This window comes from Dactylosporangium sp. NPDC051484 (genome assembly GCF_040689395.1).
GTDB lineage: Bacteria > Actinomycetota > Actinomycetes > Mycobacteriales > Micromonosporaceae > Dactylosporangium.
The window spans coordinates 1-15,567 of the sequence record NZ_JBFAZX010000057.1 but is presented as its reverse complement, the minus strand read 5'-3'; the positions used below and the strand labels follow the sequence as shown (position 1 = coordinate 15,567).

Annotated in this window: 13 protein-coding genes; 4 read left to right on the top strand and 9 right to left on the bottom strand. The window is 72.8% G+C overall.

Annotation, left to right across the window (positions count from 1 at the left end):
- Positions 1-161 precede the first annotated feature (161 nt).
- Positions 162-404: a hypothetical protein gene (locus tag AB0367_RS37580; RefSeq protein ID WP_366231294.1), complete on the bottom strand. Its 243-nt coding sequence runs from the start codon at positions 402-404 to the stop codon at positions 162-164.
- Between the two features lie 74 nt (positions 405-478).
- Between AB0367_RS37580 and AB0367_RS37575 the strand changes: the two genes are divergently transcribed.
- Complete coding sequence (locus AB0367_RS37575; RefSeq protein WP_366231293.1) at positions 479-616, top strand: hypothetical protein; 138 nt, start codon at positions 479-481, stop codon at positions 614-616.
- A gap of 181 nt (positions 617-797) precedes the next feature.
- On the opposite strand, the gene AB0367_RS37570 is transcribed toward AB0367_RS37575, so the two are convergent.
- The 8 genes from AB0367_RS37570 to AB0367_RS37535 all read right to left on the bottom strand — a co-directional run bounded on the left by AB0367_RS37570 (position 798) and on the right by AB0367_RS37535 (position 8,326).
- Positions 798-2,144: a DUF222 domain-containing protein gene (locus AB0367_RS37570; protein ID WP_366231292.1), complete on the bottom strand. Its 1,347-nt coding sequence runs from the start codon at positions 2,142-2,144 to the stop codon at positions 798-800.
- A 362-nt stretch (positions 2,145-2,506) separates the two neighbouring features.
- Positions 2,507-2,638 (bottom strand): hypothetical protein, encoded by a 132-nt coding sequence (locus tag AB0367_RS37565; RefSeq protein WP_366231291.1) that lies wholly within the window; start codon positions 2,636-2,638, stop codon positions 2,507-2,509.
- Positions 2,639-2,815: 177 nt separating this feature from the next.
- Positions 2,816-3,385 carry a DinB family protein gene (locus AB0367_RS37560; RefSeq protein WP_366231290.1) on the bottom strand — a complete coding sequence of 190 codons (570 nt, stop codon included), beginning with the start codon at positions 3,383-3,385 and terminating at the stop codon, positions 2,816-2,818.
- Positions 3,386-3,390: 5 nt separating this feature from the next.
- Entirely contained in the window at positions 3,391-4,380 is a 990-nt protein-coding gene (locus AB0367_RS37555) for an NAD-dependent epimerase/dehydratase family protein (protein ID WP_366231289.1), read from the bottom strand.
- Position 4,381: 1 nt separating this feature from the next.
- Complete coding sequence (locus AB0367_RS37550; protein ID WP_366231288.1) at positions 4,382-4,837, bottom strand: cold shock domain-containing protein; 456 nt, start codon at positions 4,835-4,837, stop codon at positions 4,382-4,384.
- A gap of 28 nt (positions 4,838-4,865) precedes the next feature.
- Positions 4,866-6,260, bottom strand: a complete 1,395-nt coding sequence (locus AB0367_RS37545) for an acyl-CoA synthetase (protein ID WP_366231287.1) — start codon at positions 6,258-6,260, stop codon at positions 4,866-4,868.
- Positions 6,261-6,302: 42 nt separating this feature from the next.
- A complete protein-coding gene (locus AB0367_RS37540; protein ID WP_366231286.1) occupies positions 6,303-7,622 on the bottom strand; it encodes a HAMP domain-containing sensor histidine kinase in 1,320 nt (439 codons plus the stop codon).
- Positions 7,619-8,326: a response regulator transcription factor gene (locus tag AB0367_RS37535; protein WP_366231285.1), complete on the bottom strand. Its 708-nt coding sequence runs from the start codon at positions 8,324-8,326 to the stop codon at positions 7,619-7,621. Before AB0367_RS37535 ends, AB0367_RS37540 begins: the two co-directional genes overlap by 4 nt.
- A gap of 62 nt (positions 8,327-8,388) precedes the next feature.
- Between AB0367_RS37535 and AB0367_RS37530 the strand changes: the two genes are divergently transcribed.
- From AB0367_RS37530 to AB0367_RS37520, 3 genes are all read left to right on the top strand, one after another.
- On the top strand, positions 8,389-8,997 hold the full coding sequence (locus tag AB0367_RS37530) for a hypothetical protein (protein WP_366231284.1): 609 nt from the start codon (positions 8,389-8,391) through the stop codon (positions 8,995-8,997).
- 134 nt (positions 8,998-9,131) lie between these two features.
- Complete coding sequence (locus tag AB0367_RS37525; protein ID WP_366231283.1) at positions 9,132-9,851, top strand: hypothetical protein; 720 nt, start codon at positions 9,132-9,134, stop codon at positions 9,849-9,851.
- 159 nt (positions 9,852-10,010) lie between these two features.
- Complete coding sequence (locus AB0367_RS37520; protein ID WP_366231282.1) at positions 10,011-15,473, top strand: carboxyl transferase domain-containing protein; 5,463 nt, start codon at positions 10,011-10,013, stop codon at positions 15,471-15,473.
- The last annotated feature ends 94 nt before the right edge of the window (positions 15,474-15,567 follow it).

Below are 15,567 nucleotides of genomic sequence, written 5' to 3'. Positions count from 1 at the left end.
CAGAACCACCCAGACCTATACCATCCACGCCAGCATCACGATCTTCGAACAAGGACTTGCCGCCCGCCCACGACGCTAAACGCAACGGCGTTGCACTCTGCGGCGCACCGCACGCGCCGCGCTCGGCTACGTCCCCGGCGTCAACGAGCCCGAGCCGGGGCTCACCGTCGCCGAGCACGTCGAGGGAGCGGCTCGTACTGCTCGGGCGGGCGTCCTGGTCGCTGCCGCAGCGTCGGCGGCAGGCGCTCGCCCTGCTGGACGGGGTGCCGCTGGACCCGAAGACCCTTGGCCGTAACCTCGACCCGCTCGGCGCGCATCTGTTGTGCCTGGCCCTGGCGCGGGTGAACGAACCTGGCATCGTGCTCGCCGACGATGTCGACAATGGACTGTCCGGAGTGGAGCAACAGGCGCTGCTCGAAGCGCTGCGTGACACCGGGGCCGGGGCGTCGACGCAGGCTGCTTCGATCGGGACCTCGACGTGCGGATGGCGGCCGCCGCCCTGTTCGGGGTCTGCCTGGTGGTCGCGGTTGATTGGCTGGTCTTCGAGCCGGACCGCTCGCTGGAGTCTGTGCAGGACTCGCTCATCGCGGTGATCCGCGCCCGCGTCGGCATCTGAGAGTGATCGGCAAGAGGTGTTGCTGAGCACTGAGGGCGATGGGTCGGAGTGTCCCGGCGGTGGAGCGGTCGTGCGTGACGGATGAGTTGACGGATTGTGACGATGGCTGCGGCCGGGTAGAGGTAGAGATCGATGATGTTGGTGTTGCGGTCGGTGTAGCGGCGAGTCTTGCCGAACCCGTTCACTCGCGAGTCGGCTCGACCACCCAGCGCTTGTCGGCCTGGGCGGTGCGTGGTCGGCTGGGCCCGAGGTCGTATGGTGTGCCGTCTGGCCGGGTGATGGCGATGGTGCCGTCCGCCGGCTCGTACCGTAGTCCCCATCCGCGTTCGTGGACGCTGACGTGGTGGTAACGGCACAGGATGACGAGGTTGTCGATGTCGGTGCTGCCGTGGTCGCGGATCCAGGTCCGTAGGTGGTGGCTGTCGCACCAGTCGGCGGGTATCTGGCAGCCCGGCCATCGGCAGTGCGGGTCGCGGGTGGCCAGGGCCCGGCGCAGCGCCGGTGGCGTGTTGCGGTACGCCCGGCCGAGTTGCAGCGGCAGCCCGTTGTCCGGGTGCTGCCAGACGTGTTGCAGGTTGGCGTCGCAGCTGAGCCGGGCGGTGAAGGTGTCGGGGATGACGCCGTAGCCTGCGAGCACGGCGGGCCCGTCCTCCGCTTCCTGCGCGACCGGCCCGTTCGCCGCGATCTCCGCGGCGGGCTCGGCCGTTATGGCCGCCGTCGGGTTGTCGCCGTGGTGGTCGTGCAGTTCGGCGTAGCGGCGCACCGGCATGAGCAGCGCCAGGTGTGGCCGGACGCCGGCGACGAGCGGGGCCCGGCCTTCGCGCAGGGTGGTGTTGAGCAGGTCGGCGAGGGCGTCGTGGCGGCGCTGGGCGGAGTTGCGTTCGTCGTCGGGTGGTGGGGGTTTGGTGAACGCGTCGAGGGCGGTGGACAGGAGTACACCGGTCTCGGCGTCGAGGATGCCGCGCAGTTTCCACATGTCACCGGCCCGGGTGACGGCGAGGCCGCGGCGGTGGTACTGCTGCTGGACGGGTATCCGCTGGTCGCGGATCACCTCGTCGATGAGGCGTTCGCAGACCTCGCGTACGGCCTCGGGCTCGTAGCCGCGGGCGATGGCGACCAGGGGCTGCTCGGCGCTCTCGACGACCTCGTCGCCGACCTCCTGGGCGGTCAGCCCGATGCGGTCGACGTGTTCGCGGGTGACCTCACCGGCGTCGAACGCGGCCTCGAGGCTGGGCAGCAGCCGGATCGTGGTGGCGGCGCGCATGCGGGAGGTGGCGGCCGGCCCGGACAGCCGGCCGTAGGCCTGCAGCCACTGCTTGGTGCTCGCCCAGCCGTCGCCGCGGCCGAGCCGGCGGTCGTCGAACGCCCCGACGTAGCGGGCGATGACGGCGTCGAGCTGGTTGGCGTGGCGCAGCAGGGCGAGCATCGCCTGGCGCAGCGCGGCGTCCTCCAGGGCGGCGGGGTCGTGTTCGAGCAGCGCGGCGATCGCGTCGCCGAGCCCCGCCACACACCCCTCATCCGAACTCATGTTCGAACCATAGCCGTCCCCACCGACACTTTCCGCGCCCCGCGAACGGCCGCCCATCCGGCGAACCCATGCGCCGCATGCCCGCCCCGCACCGCCCCTGCGCGGCATTCCCGCAGCGTATCCGGCCTCGCCGCAGTCGACAGAAGATCCAGACCCTACGCCCGCGACGCGTGAAACCCGGTCAGCAACCCATCCGTCAGCAGCACTCCTCGCGGTCGTATCACCACCCACTGCATCGATCACGACGGCAGGATTGTGCATTTCTACCGCATACCTCGCCGCCGCCTTCGTCACTGTCCATGCACTCATTCGCGAGGCCAGGCCCACTGCCCGCCACCTCAAGGATCCGATGGACGGTCTTGCTAGGCGTCGCGGGCGGCCCGCTCGAGCGTGTCGCCGTAGGCGGCCCACCAGCCGGCGTCGCCGCCCACCAGGTTGGACGTTGCCGGCCGCCCAATGATGTCCTCGCGCGCGTCTGGTCCGGGGTCGCGCACATGTCGGCGCTGTCCTCGATCCACGGCAGCGGCTCGGGGAACGGCCGCCCGAAGGTGCCGGCCTCGACCGACGCGACGTGCTTGACGAGCCCGAGCAGGTTGGTGCCGCCGCCTTTGGCATTCGCGCCAACTCGCCCGATAGCGGGCGAAGGATCGTCAATGATTTCCCGCGCTGGCCTACGCCGCGCGGGCGATCCGCTCCAGGCGCTCGAGGTGCGCGGCGCGGGCGGCGTCGTCCGTGTCGGGCAGGTTGCTCTGGGTCGGGCGCCATCCGGCGGCGCCGTCGATGAGCTCGCGGATGATGTCGGCCTGGCCGGTGTGCCGGTCGGTGTCGCCGATGACCCGGACGAGGACCAGGTGCAGGGTCACGTCGGCGCGCTCGGGCTGCCACCATGGCACCCGGCCGGGGGCGTCGAGGTCGAGCGTGTCGATGGTGGCGTCGGCGTGGGCCCACACGCGGCGGTAGCGGTCGATCACGTCCGCGCGGGACTCCTCGGCGGTGGCCCACATGTCGGCGTCGTCCTCGGCGTCGTCGGCCAGCCACGGCAGCGGTTCCGGAAAGGGGCGGCCGAACGTGGCGCCGAAATAGCCGGCCTCGACGCCGGTCAGGTGCTTGACGAGCCCGAGCAGGTTGGTGCCGGTGGGCACCATCGGGCGCCGGATGTCGTACTCCGAGAGCCCGTCGAGCTTCCACAGCAGGTTCTCGCGCCCGGTGTGCAGGGCCTCCTTCAGCACCGTCTTCAGCAAGCGCGTCAGCCCAGCCGGTAGCGTTCGACGAGATCGTCCATGACCTTGTCCAGGCGCTCGTCGACGACCTGGCGGGCCGGGTCCTCATCGAACCAGGCGACGATCTCGCGGGCGCCGCGGTGGAACGGGATCGTGGCAACGTAGTCCGGGACGAGGGCCTTGACCTTCGCGTTGTCGAACACCATCGAGTGGGCCTTGTCGCCCAGCAGACCCGCGCCCCACTCCGCGTCGGCGGCCGCGATCGCGTCCGACGGGACGTGCACGATCTTCGCGGTGGTGCCCAGTGCTGCGGCGAGGTGCTCGGCGATCTGGTTCCAGGTGAGCACGTCGTCGCTCGTGATCTGGAAGACGTCGCCGATCGCGCGGGGGTGGCCGAGCAGCGGCACGAACGCGCGGGCGAAGTCCTCGTGGTGGGTCAGCGTCCACAGCGAGGTGCCGTCGCCGTGCACGACGATCTCCTTGCCGGCGCGCATGCGGGCCGGGACCGTCCAGCCGCCGTCGAACGGCACGAGCGTTCGATCGTACGTGTGTGAGGGGCGCACGATCGTCGCCGGGAAGCCCTTGTCGCGGTACACCTTGACGAGGAGGTCCTCGCAGGCGATCTTGTCGCGGCTGTACTGCCAGAACGGGTTGCGCAGCGGCGAGGACTCCACGACCGGCAGGCGGGCCGGCGGGGTCTGGTACGCCGACGCGGAGCTGATGAAGACGTATTGCCCGGTGCGGCCGCGGAACAACTCGATGTCGGCGTGGACGTGGTCGGTGGTGAAGGCGACCCAGTCCACGACGGCGTCGAAGGTGTGCCCGGCGATCGCCTCGCGGACGGAGGCGGCGTCGCGGATGTCGGCGCGCAGGACCTTCGCGCCCTCCGGCAGCGGCCGCAGGCTCGACTCGCCGCGGTTGAGCACGTGCAGGTCGATGCCGCGCGCGACGGCCAGGCGCGAGCACGCCGAGCTGATGATGCCGCTGCCGCCGATGAACAGGACCTTCGTCGCCACGTCAGCTCTCCACCCAGCCGTGGCTGCGGGCGAAGCTGACCAGGTGCTGGCGGGCCTGGGCGATCTGGCTGCCGGTCAGCGACGGCACGTGCTGGATCAGCAGTTCGGTCACCTCGGCCGTGAACTCGCGGCTGGACAGCACATCGCACAGGCCGTCGTCCTCGCCGGACGGGCCGGGCGTGCCGGACGGCGCCGTGGTCACCGGCGCGAACGGGGAGGCGGTGGTCCGGGGGTGCTCGCGGCGGGCCGGGACGTCGAGGATGCGCACGGTCGAGACCTTCAGGCCGCGCTCGCCCTCCTCCACCTCGTATTCGACCCGCATGCCGGGGTGCACGAGATGGCGCTGCTCGCCGAAGTCGTTGGCGTGGACGAACACATCCTCACCGCCGGCATTCGGCGCGATGAACCCATAACCGCGAACCTCGTCGAACCGCAGAATCCGGCCCGTCTCCACCACGCACCACCACCCACCAAGAAAGCCTGCGCTACAGCATATGACCCGCCAGCCGCTTCTTCTGCACCTTGCCCATGGCGTTGCGTGGCAGGCCGTCCACGAAGTGTACGACACGTGGCCGTTTGTGTACCGACAGGCGCGTGGCCACGAAGTCGATGAGGTCCCGCTCGCCGACCGCGACGCCGGCGGTCACGACGAAGGCGGTCACCGCCTCGCCGAGGTCCGCGTGCGGGACGCCGACGACCGCGGCCTCGCGCACGGCCGGGTGCGCGAGCAGGGCGTCCTCGACCTCGCCGGCGCCGATGCGGTACCCACCGCACTTGATGAGGTCGGTGGAGGACCGCCCGACGATTCGGTGCCAGCCGTCGGGGTCGATGCGGGCGAGATCGCCGGTGCGGAACCAGCCGTCGGGGGTGCGGGCCGCCGATTCGGGCTGCCCGCGGTACCGTCGCAGCAGCATCGGGCCGTCGACCCACAGCTCGCCGATGGTCTCGCCGTCGTGGGGGATCTCGCCGCCGTCCTCGCCGACGAGGCGGGTGCGCACGCCGGTGACCGGCACACCGACCTGGCCGGGGCGGCGCTCGCCGTCGGCGCGGCTGCTGATGGTGATGAGGGTTTCGGTCATGCCGTAGCGCTCGACCGGACGGTGGCCGGTGAGGGCGTGGAGCCGCTCGAAGACCGGCGCGGGCAGCGGGGCGCTGCCGGAGACCAGCAGCCGGGCCGGGCGCAGGGCGCGGGCGGCGGCGGGCTCGGCGCACACCCGGGACCACACGGTCGGCACGCCGAAGTAGAGGGTGCCGCCGGCGGCGGCGTACGCGGCCGGGTGCGGGCGGCCGGTGTGCGTCAGCGCCGAGCCGTGCCGCAGCGCGCCGAGCACGCCGAGGATCAGGCCGTGCACGTGGAACAGCGGCAGGCCGTGGACGAGCCGGTCCTCGGGGGTCCAGGCCCACGCCTCGGCGAGCGCGTCCAGCCCGGCCTCCACGGCGGCGTGGGTCAGTTCGACGCCCTTCGGGGCTCCCGTCGTACCGCTGGTGTACATGACGAGCGCGACGGCGTCCCCGGGCGGCACCGGATATCCGGATGCCGAGTCCGTCGAACCTCTGGCCACGTCGACCGGCACCGGGGCGGCGAACGGCCCGGGGCGGTTGCCCAGCGTCACCTCGGCGCCGCAGTCGCGCAGGATGTGCTCGCGTTCGGCCGGGCCGGCGTCGGCCGGCACGGGCACGACCGCGGCCCCGGCGAGCAGCGCACCGGTCACCGCCACGACGGTCTCCAGTGTGGGGGTGGCGTCGACCGCGACCGTGGCGGCGCCGTGGACGTCGTGCGCGACCGCCGTGGCGGCGCTGAGTAACCGCTCGGCCGACAGCTCGCGACCGGCGACGGACACTGTGGGTGCATGGGCGTGCAGTCCCTTGAGCAGGCGCATGGGTCCAATGCTCACACGCGCGCGGTGCGACAGCGACGACGCTCAGCGCACGATCCGGCGCGTGTTGCGGGGCACGGGGACCTCGGGGGCGAGCGGGACGAGCTCGATCGCGACCCGCGCACCCCGCAGCGGGCCACGCTCGATGCTCAGCCGGCCCCCGGCGGCATCGGCGACCCGGCGGACGATGTCCAGGCCCAGGCCGGTGGAGCCGGCGCCGCTGCAGCCGCGGCGCAGCGCCCGGTCAGGGTCGGCGATGCCCGGCCCGGCGTCGTCGACGACGAGCCCTCGCGCAGAGACGTGCACCTCGAACGCGGTGCCCTCGGCGGTGTGCTGGAACACGTTGCCGAGCAGGCAGTCCACGGCCGAGACCAGGTCGGACTCGGCCACGGGCAGGTAGACGGGCTCGTGCCCGCCGGTGACCCGCCACGGCCGGTTCTGGTCCTCGGCGAGCACGGACCAGAACGCCAGCCGGTCGGCGACGACCTCGACCAGGTCGGTGCTCTCCGGCCGGCGGTCCGCGGCGGAGCGGCGCGCGGCGGTGATGATCTGCTCGATCTCGTCGTCGAGGGCGTCGAACGCCTGGCGCATCCGCTCGCCGATCGGGCCGGGCGGCATGGCGTCGGCGTCCAGGCGCAGCGCGGTGAGTGGGGTGCGCAGCCGGTGCGACAGGTCCGCGGCCAGCTCACGCTCGGCGTCGGCGAACGCGATCATCTGCTCGGCCATGCGGTTGAAGCTGCGGGCGGCGTCGCGCAGCTCCGGCGGGCCGTCGGGCTCGACCCGGGCGTGCAGGTCGCCGTCGCCGAACGCGCGGGCACCGTCGGCGAGCTTGCGGGTGGCCCGCACGATCTGCGCGCCGAGCCGGTCGGCGACGAGGGTGGAGCCGGCGACGAGGACCACGGCGAGTCCGGCGAGCGCGAGCCAGGCCGTGTGGACGCCCCGGCTCAGGTCGTCGTCGGAGACGTACACCTCCACGACGGCGGTCCGGTCGTCGTCGAGCACCACGGTCTGCAGGTAGGCGACGCCGCCGGGCGCGTCGGTGGTCAGTGAGCGCCGCTGGTGGGCCGCCCGGTCGACGTCGGACGACACGGCATGGCTCGTGCCGACCGTGGGTTCTCCCGCCAGGTGTACCGCGAGCCGCCCCGACTGCCCGGCCGGCACGGTCGCCACGGCACGGTCGAGGGATCCGGAGCCGTTGCCCGGCGCCGAGGCGAGCGCGGCGACCATCGCGTCGGCCTGGTAGCGCGCCTCGGCCAGGGCGCGGTCGTGGGCGATCTGCTTGGTGACGTACGCGAGCGGCACGAGGAACGCCAGGGCGATCATCGAGGTGATCGCGAACGACAGGCGGATGAGGGCGCTTCTCACGCCGGCGCCTGATCCGGGTCGACGAGCATCACCCCGACCCCGCGGAACGTGCGCAGGTAGCGCGGCGCGGTGGCGCTCTCGCCCAGCTTGCGCCGCAGCCACGACACGTGCACGTCGATCGTCTGGTCCTCGCGGGAGCTGTCCGGGCGCTGCCACACCTCGGTGAGCAGTTCCCGCCGGCTGACCACGCGGCCGGCCCGCTGGGCGAGGTATGCCAGCAGGTCGAACTCCTTCTTCGTCAGCTGCAGCGGCTGGCCGTCGATGGACGCCGAGCGCTGCTGCGGGTTGACCTGCAGCGCACCGACCGTCACCCCGGCCGGCAGGGCGGCCGGCCCGGGCGTGCCCTGGCCGCGGCGCAGCACCGCGTTGATCCGCGCCGACATCTGGGCGCTGGAGAACGGCTTGGCGACGTAGTCGTCGGCGCCGGCGTCGAGCAGCCGGATGATGTCGCGCTCCGAGCGGCGCGCGGTCGCCACGATGACCGGCGCGTTGGAGATGCCGCGCAGCATGCGCAGCACGTCGAGGCCGTCCATGTCGGGCAGGCCCAGGTCGAGGATGACCAGGTCCGGCGGGTCGGTGGCGATGACCCGCAGTGCCGACCCGGCGTTGCCGACCGGGCGCACCACGTGCCCGGCGTCGGTCAGCGCCCGGGACAGGGCACCGGAGACGGCGACGTCGTCCTCGACGAGCAGGATGAGCGGCATGGCAACACGCTATCGCCAACGTGACGGACCGTCTGTCCGGACCCACGTGAGAGGATCCGGCGATGCGGGTTCGACAAGGCGCGGTGCCGGTGCTGCTGTGGTGCCTGGCCACGGCCGCGAGCATCGCGGTGGCGTCGCTGGCGCTGCGGCCCGTACTGCGCACCGCTGTGCCCCAGGACACGGTACCGGTCCAGGCCGACGAGGAGCGCGGCAACCGCGAGCCCGCCACGCAGACCCTGCCGGCGCACGCGACCGGCTCCCCGCGGCCCGCACCGACGGTCGCGTCCGGCCCCCGCTCCACGTTCACGCCGCCGACGAGCGCCCCGGCTTCCCACGGCAGCGCATCAACACCGGCCGGGCAGAAGCCCACCACCGGCGCCCCGGCCCGGATGGTCGACGGCTGGACGGTCACGACGGGCACGGACGGTGTCGACGTGTACCTCAAGTCGTTCCGCTCCGACGGTGGCGACGCCGTGATCCGCATCCGGGCCGGCGTCGTCTCGGTCGTCACGGCAACGCCCCGCGACGGCTTCTCGGTGTCGCAGTCGCAGAGCCTGCCCGACCGGCTCGTCGTGCAGTTCGTCTCATCGTCGGGCGGTGCGGCGTACCTGGTGGACTGCATGTGGTGGCAGAACGCACCGCACGGCCAGGTCACCCGGATCGGCTCCTGACCCGGCGCCGGCGTGGTGATGCGATCTCCCTTATTTTCAGGTTAAAAGCGTTATTCGCGGGCGTCGAAAATCATCGGAACAACTTAATGCGCAGCTAATAGAACCCGTCCCGGGCCCGGCTCTACGGTCAGATCGTGAGCAGCGCGGCCCCCGGTGGCGAGGAGCACATCAACGGCTCGAGCGTGGCGCTCTCGCCCGCCCCGGCGCGTGCCAGGACGTCGAGCGCACCGCCCGCGGCGCCGGACGCGACGGTGCCACCGCGGGACGACCCGGTGCGCCGGGACACGTGGCGGCGGGCGTTGGCCGTCGCCGTCGTGCTCGTCGCCGCGTTCGCGGTGGTGGTGCTGTGGGCGCGGCCCGCGCACGAGCCGGGGTCGTCGCCGCTGGTGCCGCCGAGCGGCGGGCCGGACGTCCTCAGCGTGCTCAACCCGACCGACCTCGCGTTCCTGCAGCTCATGATCTCGCTCGACAACAGCGCACTGCCGTTGTTCGAGATGCTCGAGGACGTGCCGGCGCTGCGGGGCGTGGCGGCGAGCGGGGCCGACGGCCACCGGGCCGAGCTCGCGGCGCTGCGGGCCGCGCTCGTCGCCGGCGGCGGGATCGAGGACCCCGCCGAGCACGCCGGGCACGACATGCCGGGGATGGTGCTGGACGCGGACCTGGCCACCGTCCGCGACGCGCCCGCCGAGCAGCGCGCGGCGAAGGCGGTCGCGGTGCTGCGCGAGCACCTCACCGGGACGGTCGCGCTGGCCACCTCGGAGGGCAATGCCGGCTCCGACCCGGCGACGAAGGCCGCCGCGGCACAGGTCCTCGACGCGCACGGCAAGCTCCTGGCGTCGCTGCCGGCGGTGTGATCTCGAGGGTCCGGCATGTGGGATTTGGCGGGTGTCCACAACTTTCGCCCGCCGCAGGTGGCGAATTCGGCGGTTTCTCTACCCGAGGGTATGGGCAAGGGTTGTTGGACGGGTACCCCTGCCCCGAGGTGGTTCCCGCACCTTTGGGAGGCTTACTCGGTGTTCAGCCGCATTGCAATCGTCAACCGGGGAGAAGCCGCCATGCGGCTGATCCACGCCGTCCGCGAGCTCAACGCCGTGCCCGGGGCACCGCCGATCGAGACCATCGCCCTGTACACGGAGGCCGAGCGCACCGCCACCTTCGTCCGCGAGGCCGACGACAGCTACTGCCTCGGGCCCGCGTCGGCGCGCCCGTACCTCGACCACGGCGTCCTCGAGCGCGCGCTGGTCGAGACGCGCGCGGACGCGGCGTGGGTGGGCTGGGGCTTCGTCGCCGAGGACCCCGTCTTCGCCGAGCGCTGCGACAAGATCGGCGTCACCTTCATCGGGCCGAGCGCCGACGCCATGCGCAAGCTCGGCGACAAGATCGGCGCGAAGCTGATCGCCGAGGAGGTCGGCGTCCCGGTGGCGCCGTGGAGCCGCGGCGCGGTCGAGAGCCTGGCGGCGGCCACGCGCGCGGCCGCCGAGATCGGCTACCCGCTGATGCTCAAGGCGACCGCCGGCGGAGGCGGCCGGGGCATCCGGGTCGTGCGCAGCGACGAGGAACTCGCCGATGCCTACGAACGCACGAGCCTGGAGGCCAAGCGCGCGTTCGGCAGCGGCATCGTGTTCCTTGAGCGCCTGGTCACCGGCGCGCGCCACGTCGAGGTGCAGGTCATCGCCGACGGCCAGGGCACCGCGTGGGCGCTGGGCGTGCGCGACTGCTCGGTGCAGCGGCGCAACCAGAAGGTCATCGAGGAGTCCGCCTCGCCCGTGCTCGCCCCCGAGCAGGCCCGGGAGCTGAAGGCGGCGGCCGAGCGGCTCGCGCTGGCCGTGGACTACCGCGGCGCGGGCACCGTCGAGTTCCTCTACCACCCGGGCGAGCGGCTCTTCGCCTTCCTCGAGGTCAACACCCGGCTGCAGGTCGAGCACCCGATCACCGAGGCCACGACCGACTTCGACCTGGTCAAGGCCCAGCTCCACGTGGCCGCCGGCGGCCGGCTCGGCGACCTGATCCCGGCCGAGGCCGGGCACGCCGTCGAGGCCCGGCTCAACGCCGAGGACCCCGACCGCGACTTCGCCCCGGCGCCCGGCCGGATCGTCCGGCTGGTGCTGCCCAGCGGCCCGGGCATCCGGGTCGACACCGGGGTGAGCGAGGGTGATCTGATCCCGGCCGACTTCGACTCGATGATCGCCAAGATCATCGCGTATGGCCGTACCCGCGACGAGGCGCTCGGCCGGCTGCGCCGCGCGGTCGCCGAGACCACGGTGATCATCGAGGGCGGCGCCACCAACAAGAGCTTCCTGCTCGACCTGCTCGACCAGCCCGAGGTGATCGACGCCAGCGCGGACACCGGCTGGATCGACCGGGTTCGCGAGCAGGGCCGCCTGGTCACCACCAAGCACTCCGGCGTCGCGCTGGCCGCGGCCGCGATCGAGGCGTACGAGGACGAGGCGCTCGTCGAGCGGCAGCGGCTACTGTCCACCGCGCACGGTGGCCGCCCGCAGGTGCAGCACGAGAGCGGCCGGCCGATCGACCTCAAGCTGCGCGGGGCGGGCTACCGGGTGACCGTCGCGCAGACCGGGCCGCACCGCTTCCGCGTCGGCGTCGGCGAGGCGTCCACCGTCGACGCCGAGCTCGAGCGGTTCGACGAGCACACCGGCCGGATCCTGGTCAACGGCCGGCGGCACCGCCTCGTCACCGACACGCACGGGACCGTACACCTGGTCGAGGTCGACGGCATCACGCACCGCGTCGGCCGTGACGAGGGCGGCGTGCTGCGCTCGCCCGCGCCCGCGCTGGTCGTGGCGACCCCGCTCAGCGCCGGCGACGAGGTCGAGGCGGGCGCGCCCGTGCTCGTCCTGGAAAGCATGAAGATGGAGACCGTGCTGCGCGCGCCGTTCAAGGCGAGGCTGCGCGAGTGCCTGGTCTCCGTCGGCAGCCAGGTCGAGACCGGCGCGCCGCTGCTGCGCCTGGAGCCGCTCGTCGACGACGACGCCGCCGGCCCCGGTCCGGCCGCCACCGCGACCGAGGCCGTCGAGCTCGAACTGCCGCCCGAGCCGACCGGCCTGTCCGCCGAGGCCCGGGTCGCGCGGGGCATCGCGGACCTGCGCAGCCTGCTGCTCGGCTACGACCTCGACCCCAGCGACGAGCGCCGGGCGCTGTCGAACTACCTGGCCGCGCGGGCCGAACTCGGACGCCGCCCGATCGAGCAGGAGGTCGAGCTGCTGCGGGTGTTCGCCGACCTGGCCGAGCTGAGCCGCAACCGGCCGGCCGGGGAGGAGGGCAGGGCCGACAACCGGGTGCACAGCCCGCGGGAGTACTTCCACGCGTACCTGCAGAGCCTCGACGTCGAGCGCGCCGGGCTGCCCGACACCTTCCGCAGCCGGCTGGCCCGGGTGCTCGCCCACTACGGCATCGACGACTTCGAGCGCACGCCCGCGCTGGAGGACGCCGTGTTCCGGATCTTCCTGGCGCAGCAGCGCACCTCGGCCGACGTCTCGGTGATCGTCACGTTCCTGCAGCAGTGGCTGACCGAGCCGCTGCCCGACGACGGGCTGCGCGAGCTGGTCGGCCAGGCGCTGGAGCACCTGATCTCCGCCACCCAGCTGCGTTTCCCGGTCGTCAGTGACCTGGCCCGCAGCATCGTGTTCCGCTGGGCCGCCCAGCCGATGCTGCGCCGCAAGCGCGCCGAGGTGTACGCGGGCGTCCGTGGCCACCTGCGCCACCTCGACGCGCACCCGGCAGCGCCCGACCGCGCCGAGCGGATCGCGCACATGGTCGCCTCGCCCGAGCCGCTCGTGCGGCTGCTCGGCCAGCGCATCGGCGCGCCCCGCGCCGACAACGGCCCGATGCTCGAGGTGCTCAGCCGCCGCTACTACGGCAACCGCGGTGCGCTCGACGCGCGCTGCGTCGAGGTCGCGGGGCGCTCGTTCTTCTGCGCCGAGTACGACCGCGACGGCGAGCGTTTCCGGGTCGTCGCCGCGGCAACGGACTTCGCCGACCTGCCGGCGACCCTGCAGCAGGTCGCCGGGCTGGTCGGAGCGGATTCCGTCGCCGACGTGTACCTCACCTGGGCCGGGCAGCCCGACCCGGACACGATGGCCGCGACCCTGCGGGAGATCCTCGACCGCGCCGGGCTGCTGGACGTGCTCCAGCGCGTGACGATGTCGGTCGCCGGGCGCACCGGTTCGGCCATGCACCACCACTTCACCTTCCGGCCGGGTCTGGGCGAGGACCGGGTGATCCGCGGGCTGCACCCGTTGATCGCCGAGCGCCTGCAGTTGCCGCGGCTGCGCCACTTCGACCTGACCCGGCTGCCGTCCGCGGACGAGGAGGTCTTCGTCTTCCACTGCGTCGCCCCGGACAACCCGGCCGACGAGCGGCTGGCGGCGATGGCCCAGGTCCGCGACCTCACGCCGCTGCGCGACTCCGACGGCCGGATCATCGCGCTGCCCGCGCTCGAGGGCGCCCTGGACGCCTGCCTCGACGCGATCCGCAAGGTCCAGGCAGGCCGGCCCGCGAAGAAGCGGTTCGACACCAACCGGATCACCCTCTACGTCTGGCCGCCGACCGAGCTGACCATCGCGGAGCTGAACCTCGTCGTCCAGCGCGTGGTGCCGAGTACGGCCGGTGCCGGCCTGGAAGAGGTCCTGTTCCTGTACCGCCGGCGTGACGAGGCCACCGGCGAGGTGACCGACATGGCGGTCCAGATCTCCTACGACGCCGGCATCCAGGTGTCCGTCACCGAGCCGACCGCGGAGCCGGTCCAGCCGCTCGACGACTACCGGCAGAAGGTGCTCTCGGCCCGCCGGCGCGGCACGACGTACCCGTACGAGCTCACCGAGATGCTCACCGGGCCCAACGGCACCTTCGTCGAGCACGACCTCAACGACGTCGGCGCGCTGGTCCCGGTCGATCGGCCACGGGGGCACAACAAGGCGGGCCTCGTCGCAGGCGTGGTGAGCACACCGACCGAGCGCTACCCCGAGGGTGTCATCCGGGTGGTACTGCTCGGCGACCCGACCAAGTCGCTGGGCGCGCTGGCCGAGGCGGAGTGCGCGCGCGTCATCGCCGCGCTCGACCTGGCCGAGCGGATGCGCGTGCCGCTCGACTGGTTCGCGCTGTCGGCGGGCGCCCGGATCTCCATGAGCTCCGGCACCGAGAACATGGACTGGGTGGCCGCCGCGCTCAAGCGGATCGTCGAGTTCACCCAGGTCGGCGGTGAGATCAACATCGTGGTCGCCGGGATCACCGTCGGTGCCCAGCCGTACTGGAACGCCGAGGCCACGATGCTCATGCACACCAAGGGCATCCTGGTGATGACCCCGGACTCCGCCATGGTGCTGACCGGCAAGCAGTCGCTGGACTTCTCCGGCGGCGTGTCGGCCGAGGACAACTTCGGCATCGGCGGCTACGACCGGGTGATGGGCCCCAACGGCCAGGCCCAGTACTGGGCGCCGGACCTGCGCGGCGCCCGCAACGTGCTCATGGCCCATTACGACCACACCTACATCGCCCCCGGCGAGCCCCGGCCGCGCCGGGCGGACACGTCCGACCCGCTCGACCGGGACATCTCCGGCTACCCGCACGCGGTGCCCGACAGCGACTTCACCACCGTCGGCGAGATCTTCTCCCGCGAGCGCAACCCCGACCGTAAGAAGGCCTTCGACATCCGCACGCTGATGCGGGCCCTGGCCGACCAGGACCACGCCGTCCTGGAACGCTGGGCGGGCATGGCCGACGCCGAGACCGCGGTCGTGCAGGACGTGCACCTCGGCGGCATCCCGGTGTGCCTGCTCGGCATCGAGTCCCGGTCCGTACCACGGCGTGGCTTCCCGCCCACCGACGGTCCGGACACCTACACCGCGGGCACCCTGTTCCCGCGCTCGTCCAAGAAGGCCGCCCGGGCGATCAACGCGGCCAGCGGGAACCGCCCCCTGGTCGTGCTCGCCAACCTGTCCGGCTTCGACGGCTCGCCCGAGTCGATGCGCCTGCTGCAGCTGGAGTACGGCGCGGAGATCGGCCGGGCGATCGTCAACTTCGAGGGCCCGATCGTGTTCTGCGTGATCTCGCGCTACCACGGTGGCGCGTTCGTGGTGTTCTCCAAGGCGCTCAACCCGAACATGACCGTGCTCGCCGTGGAGGGCTCGTTCGCCTCCGTCATCGGCGGCGCGCCCGCCGCCGCCGTGGTCTTCTCCGGCGACGTCGACGCCCGCACGGCGAAGGACCCGAGGGTGGCCGGCCTGGCGGCGCGGGTAGCCGCGGCGACCGGCGGTGAGCGTGCGGCGCTGGTCACGCAGCTCACGGAGGCCCGGGCCACGGTCCGGGCGGAGAAGCTGGGCGAGGTGGCCGCCGAGTTCGACGGCGTGCACAGCATCCAGCGCGCGGTCGAGGTCGGCTCCGTGGACGCCATCATCCGCCCCGAGGAACTGCGCCCGCAGATCATCGCGGCCGTCGAGCGAGGCCTCGCCGCCTCGTAGCCGCCGCCGTCCTCGCGATCCAGCTGGTCTACGCCCTGCTCCTGCTGCTGCCCGGCCCCGACCCCGGGCGCCTCGTGCTGACCCTTGTGCTGAG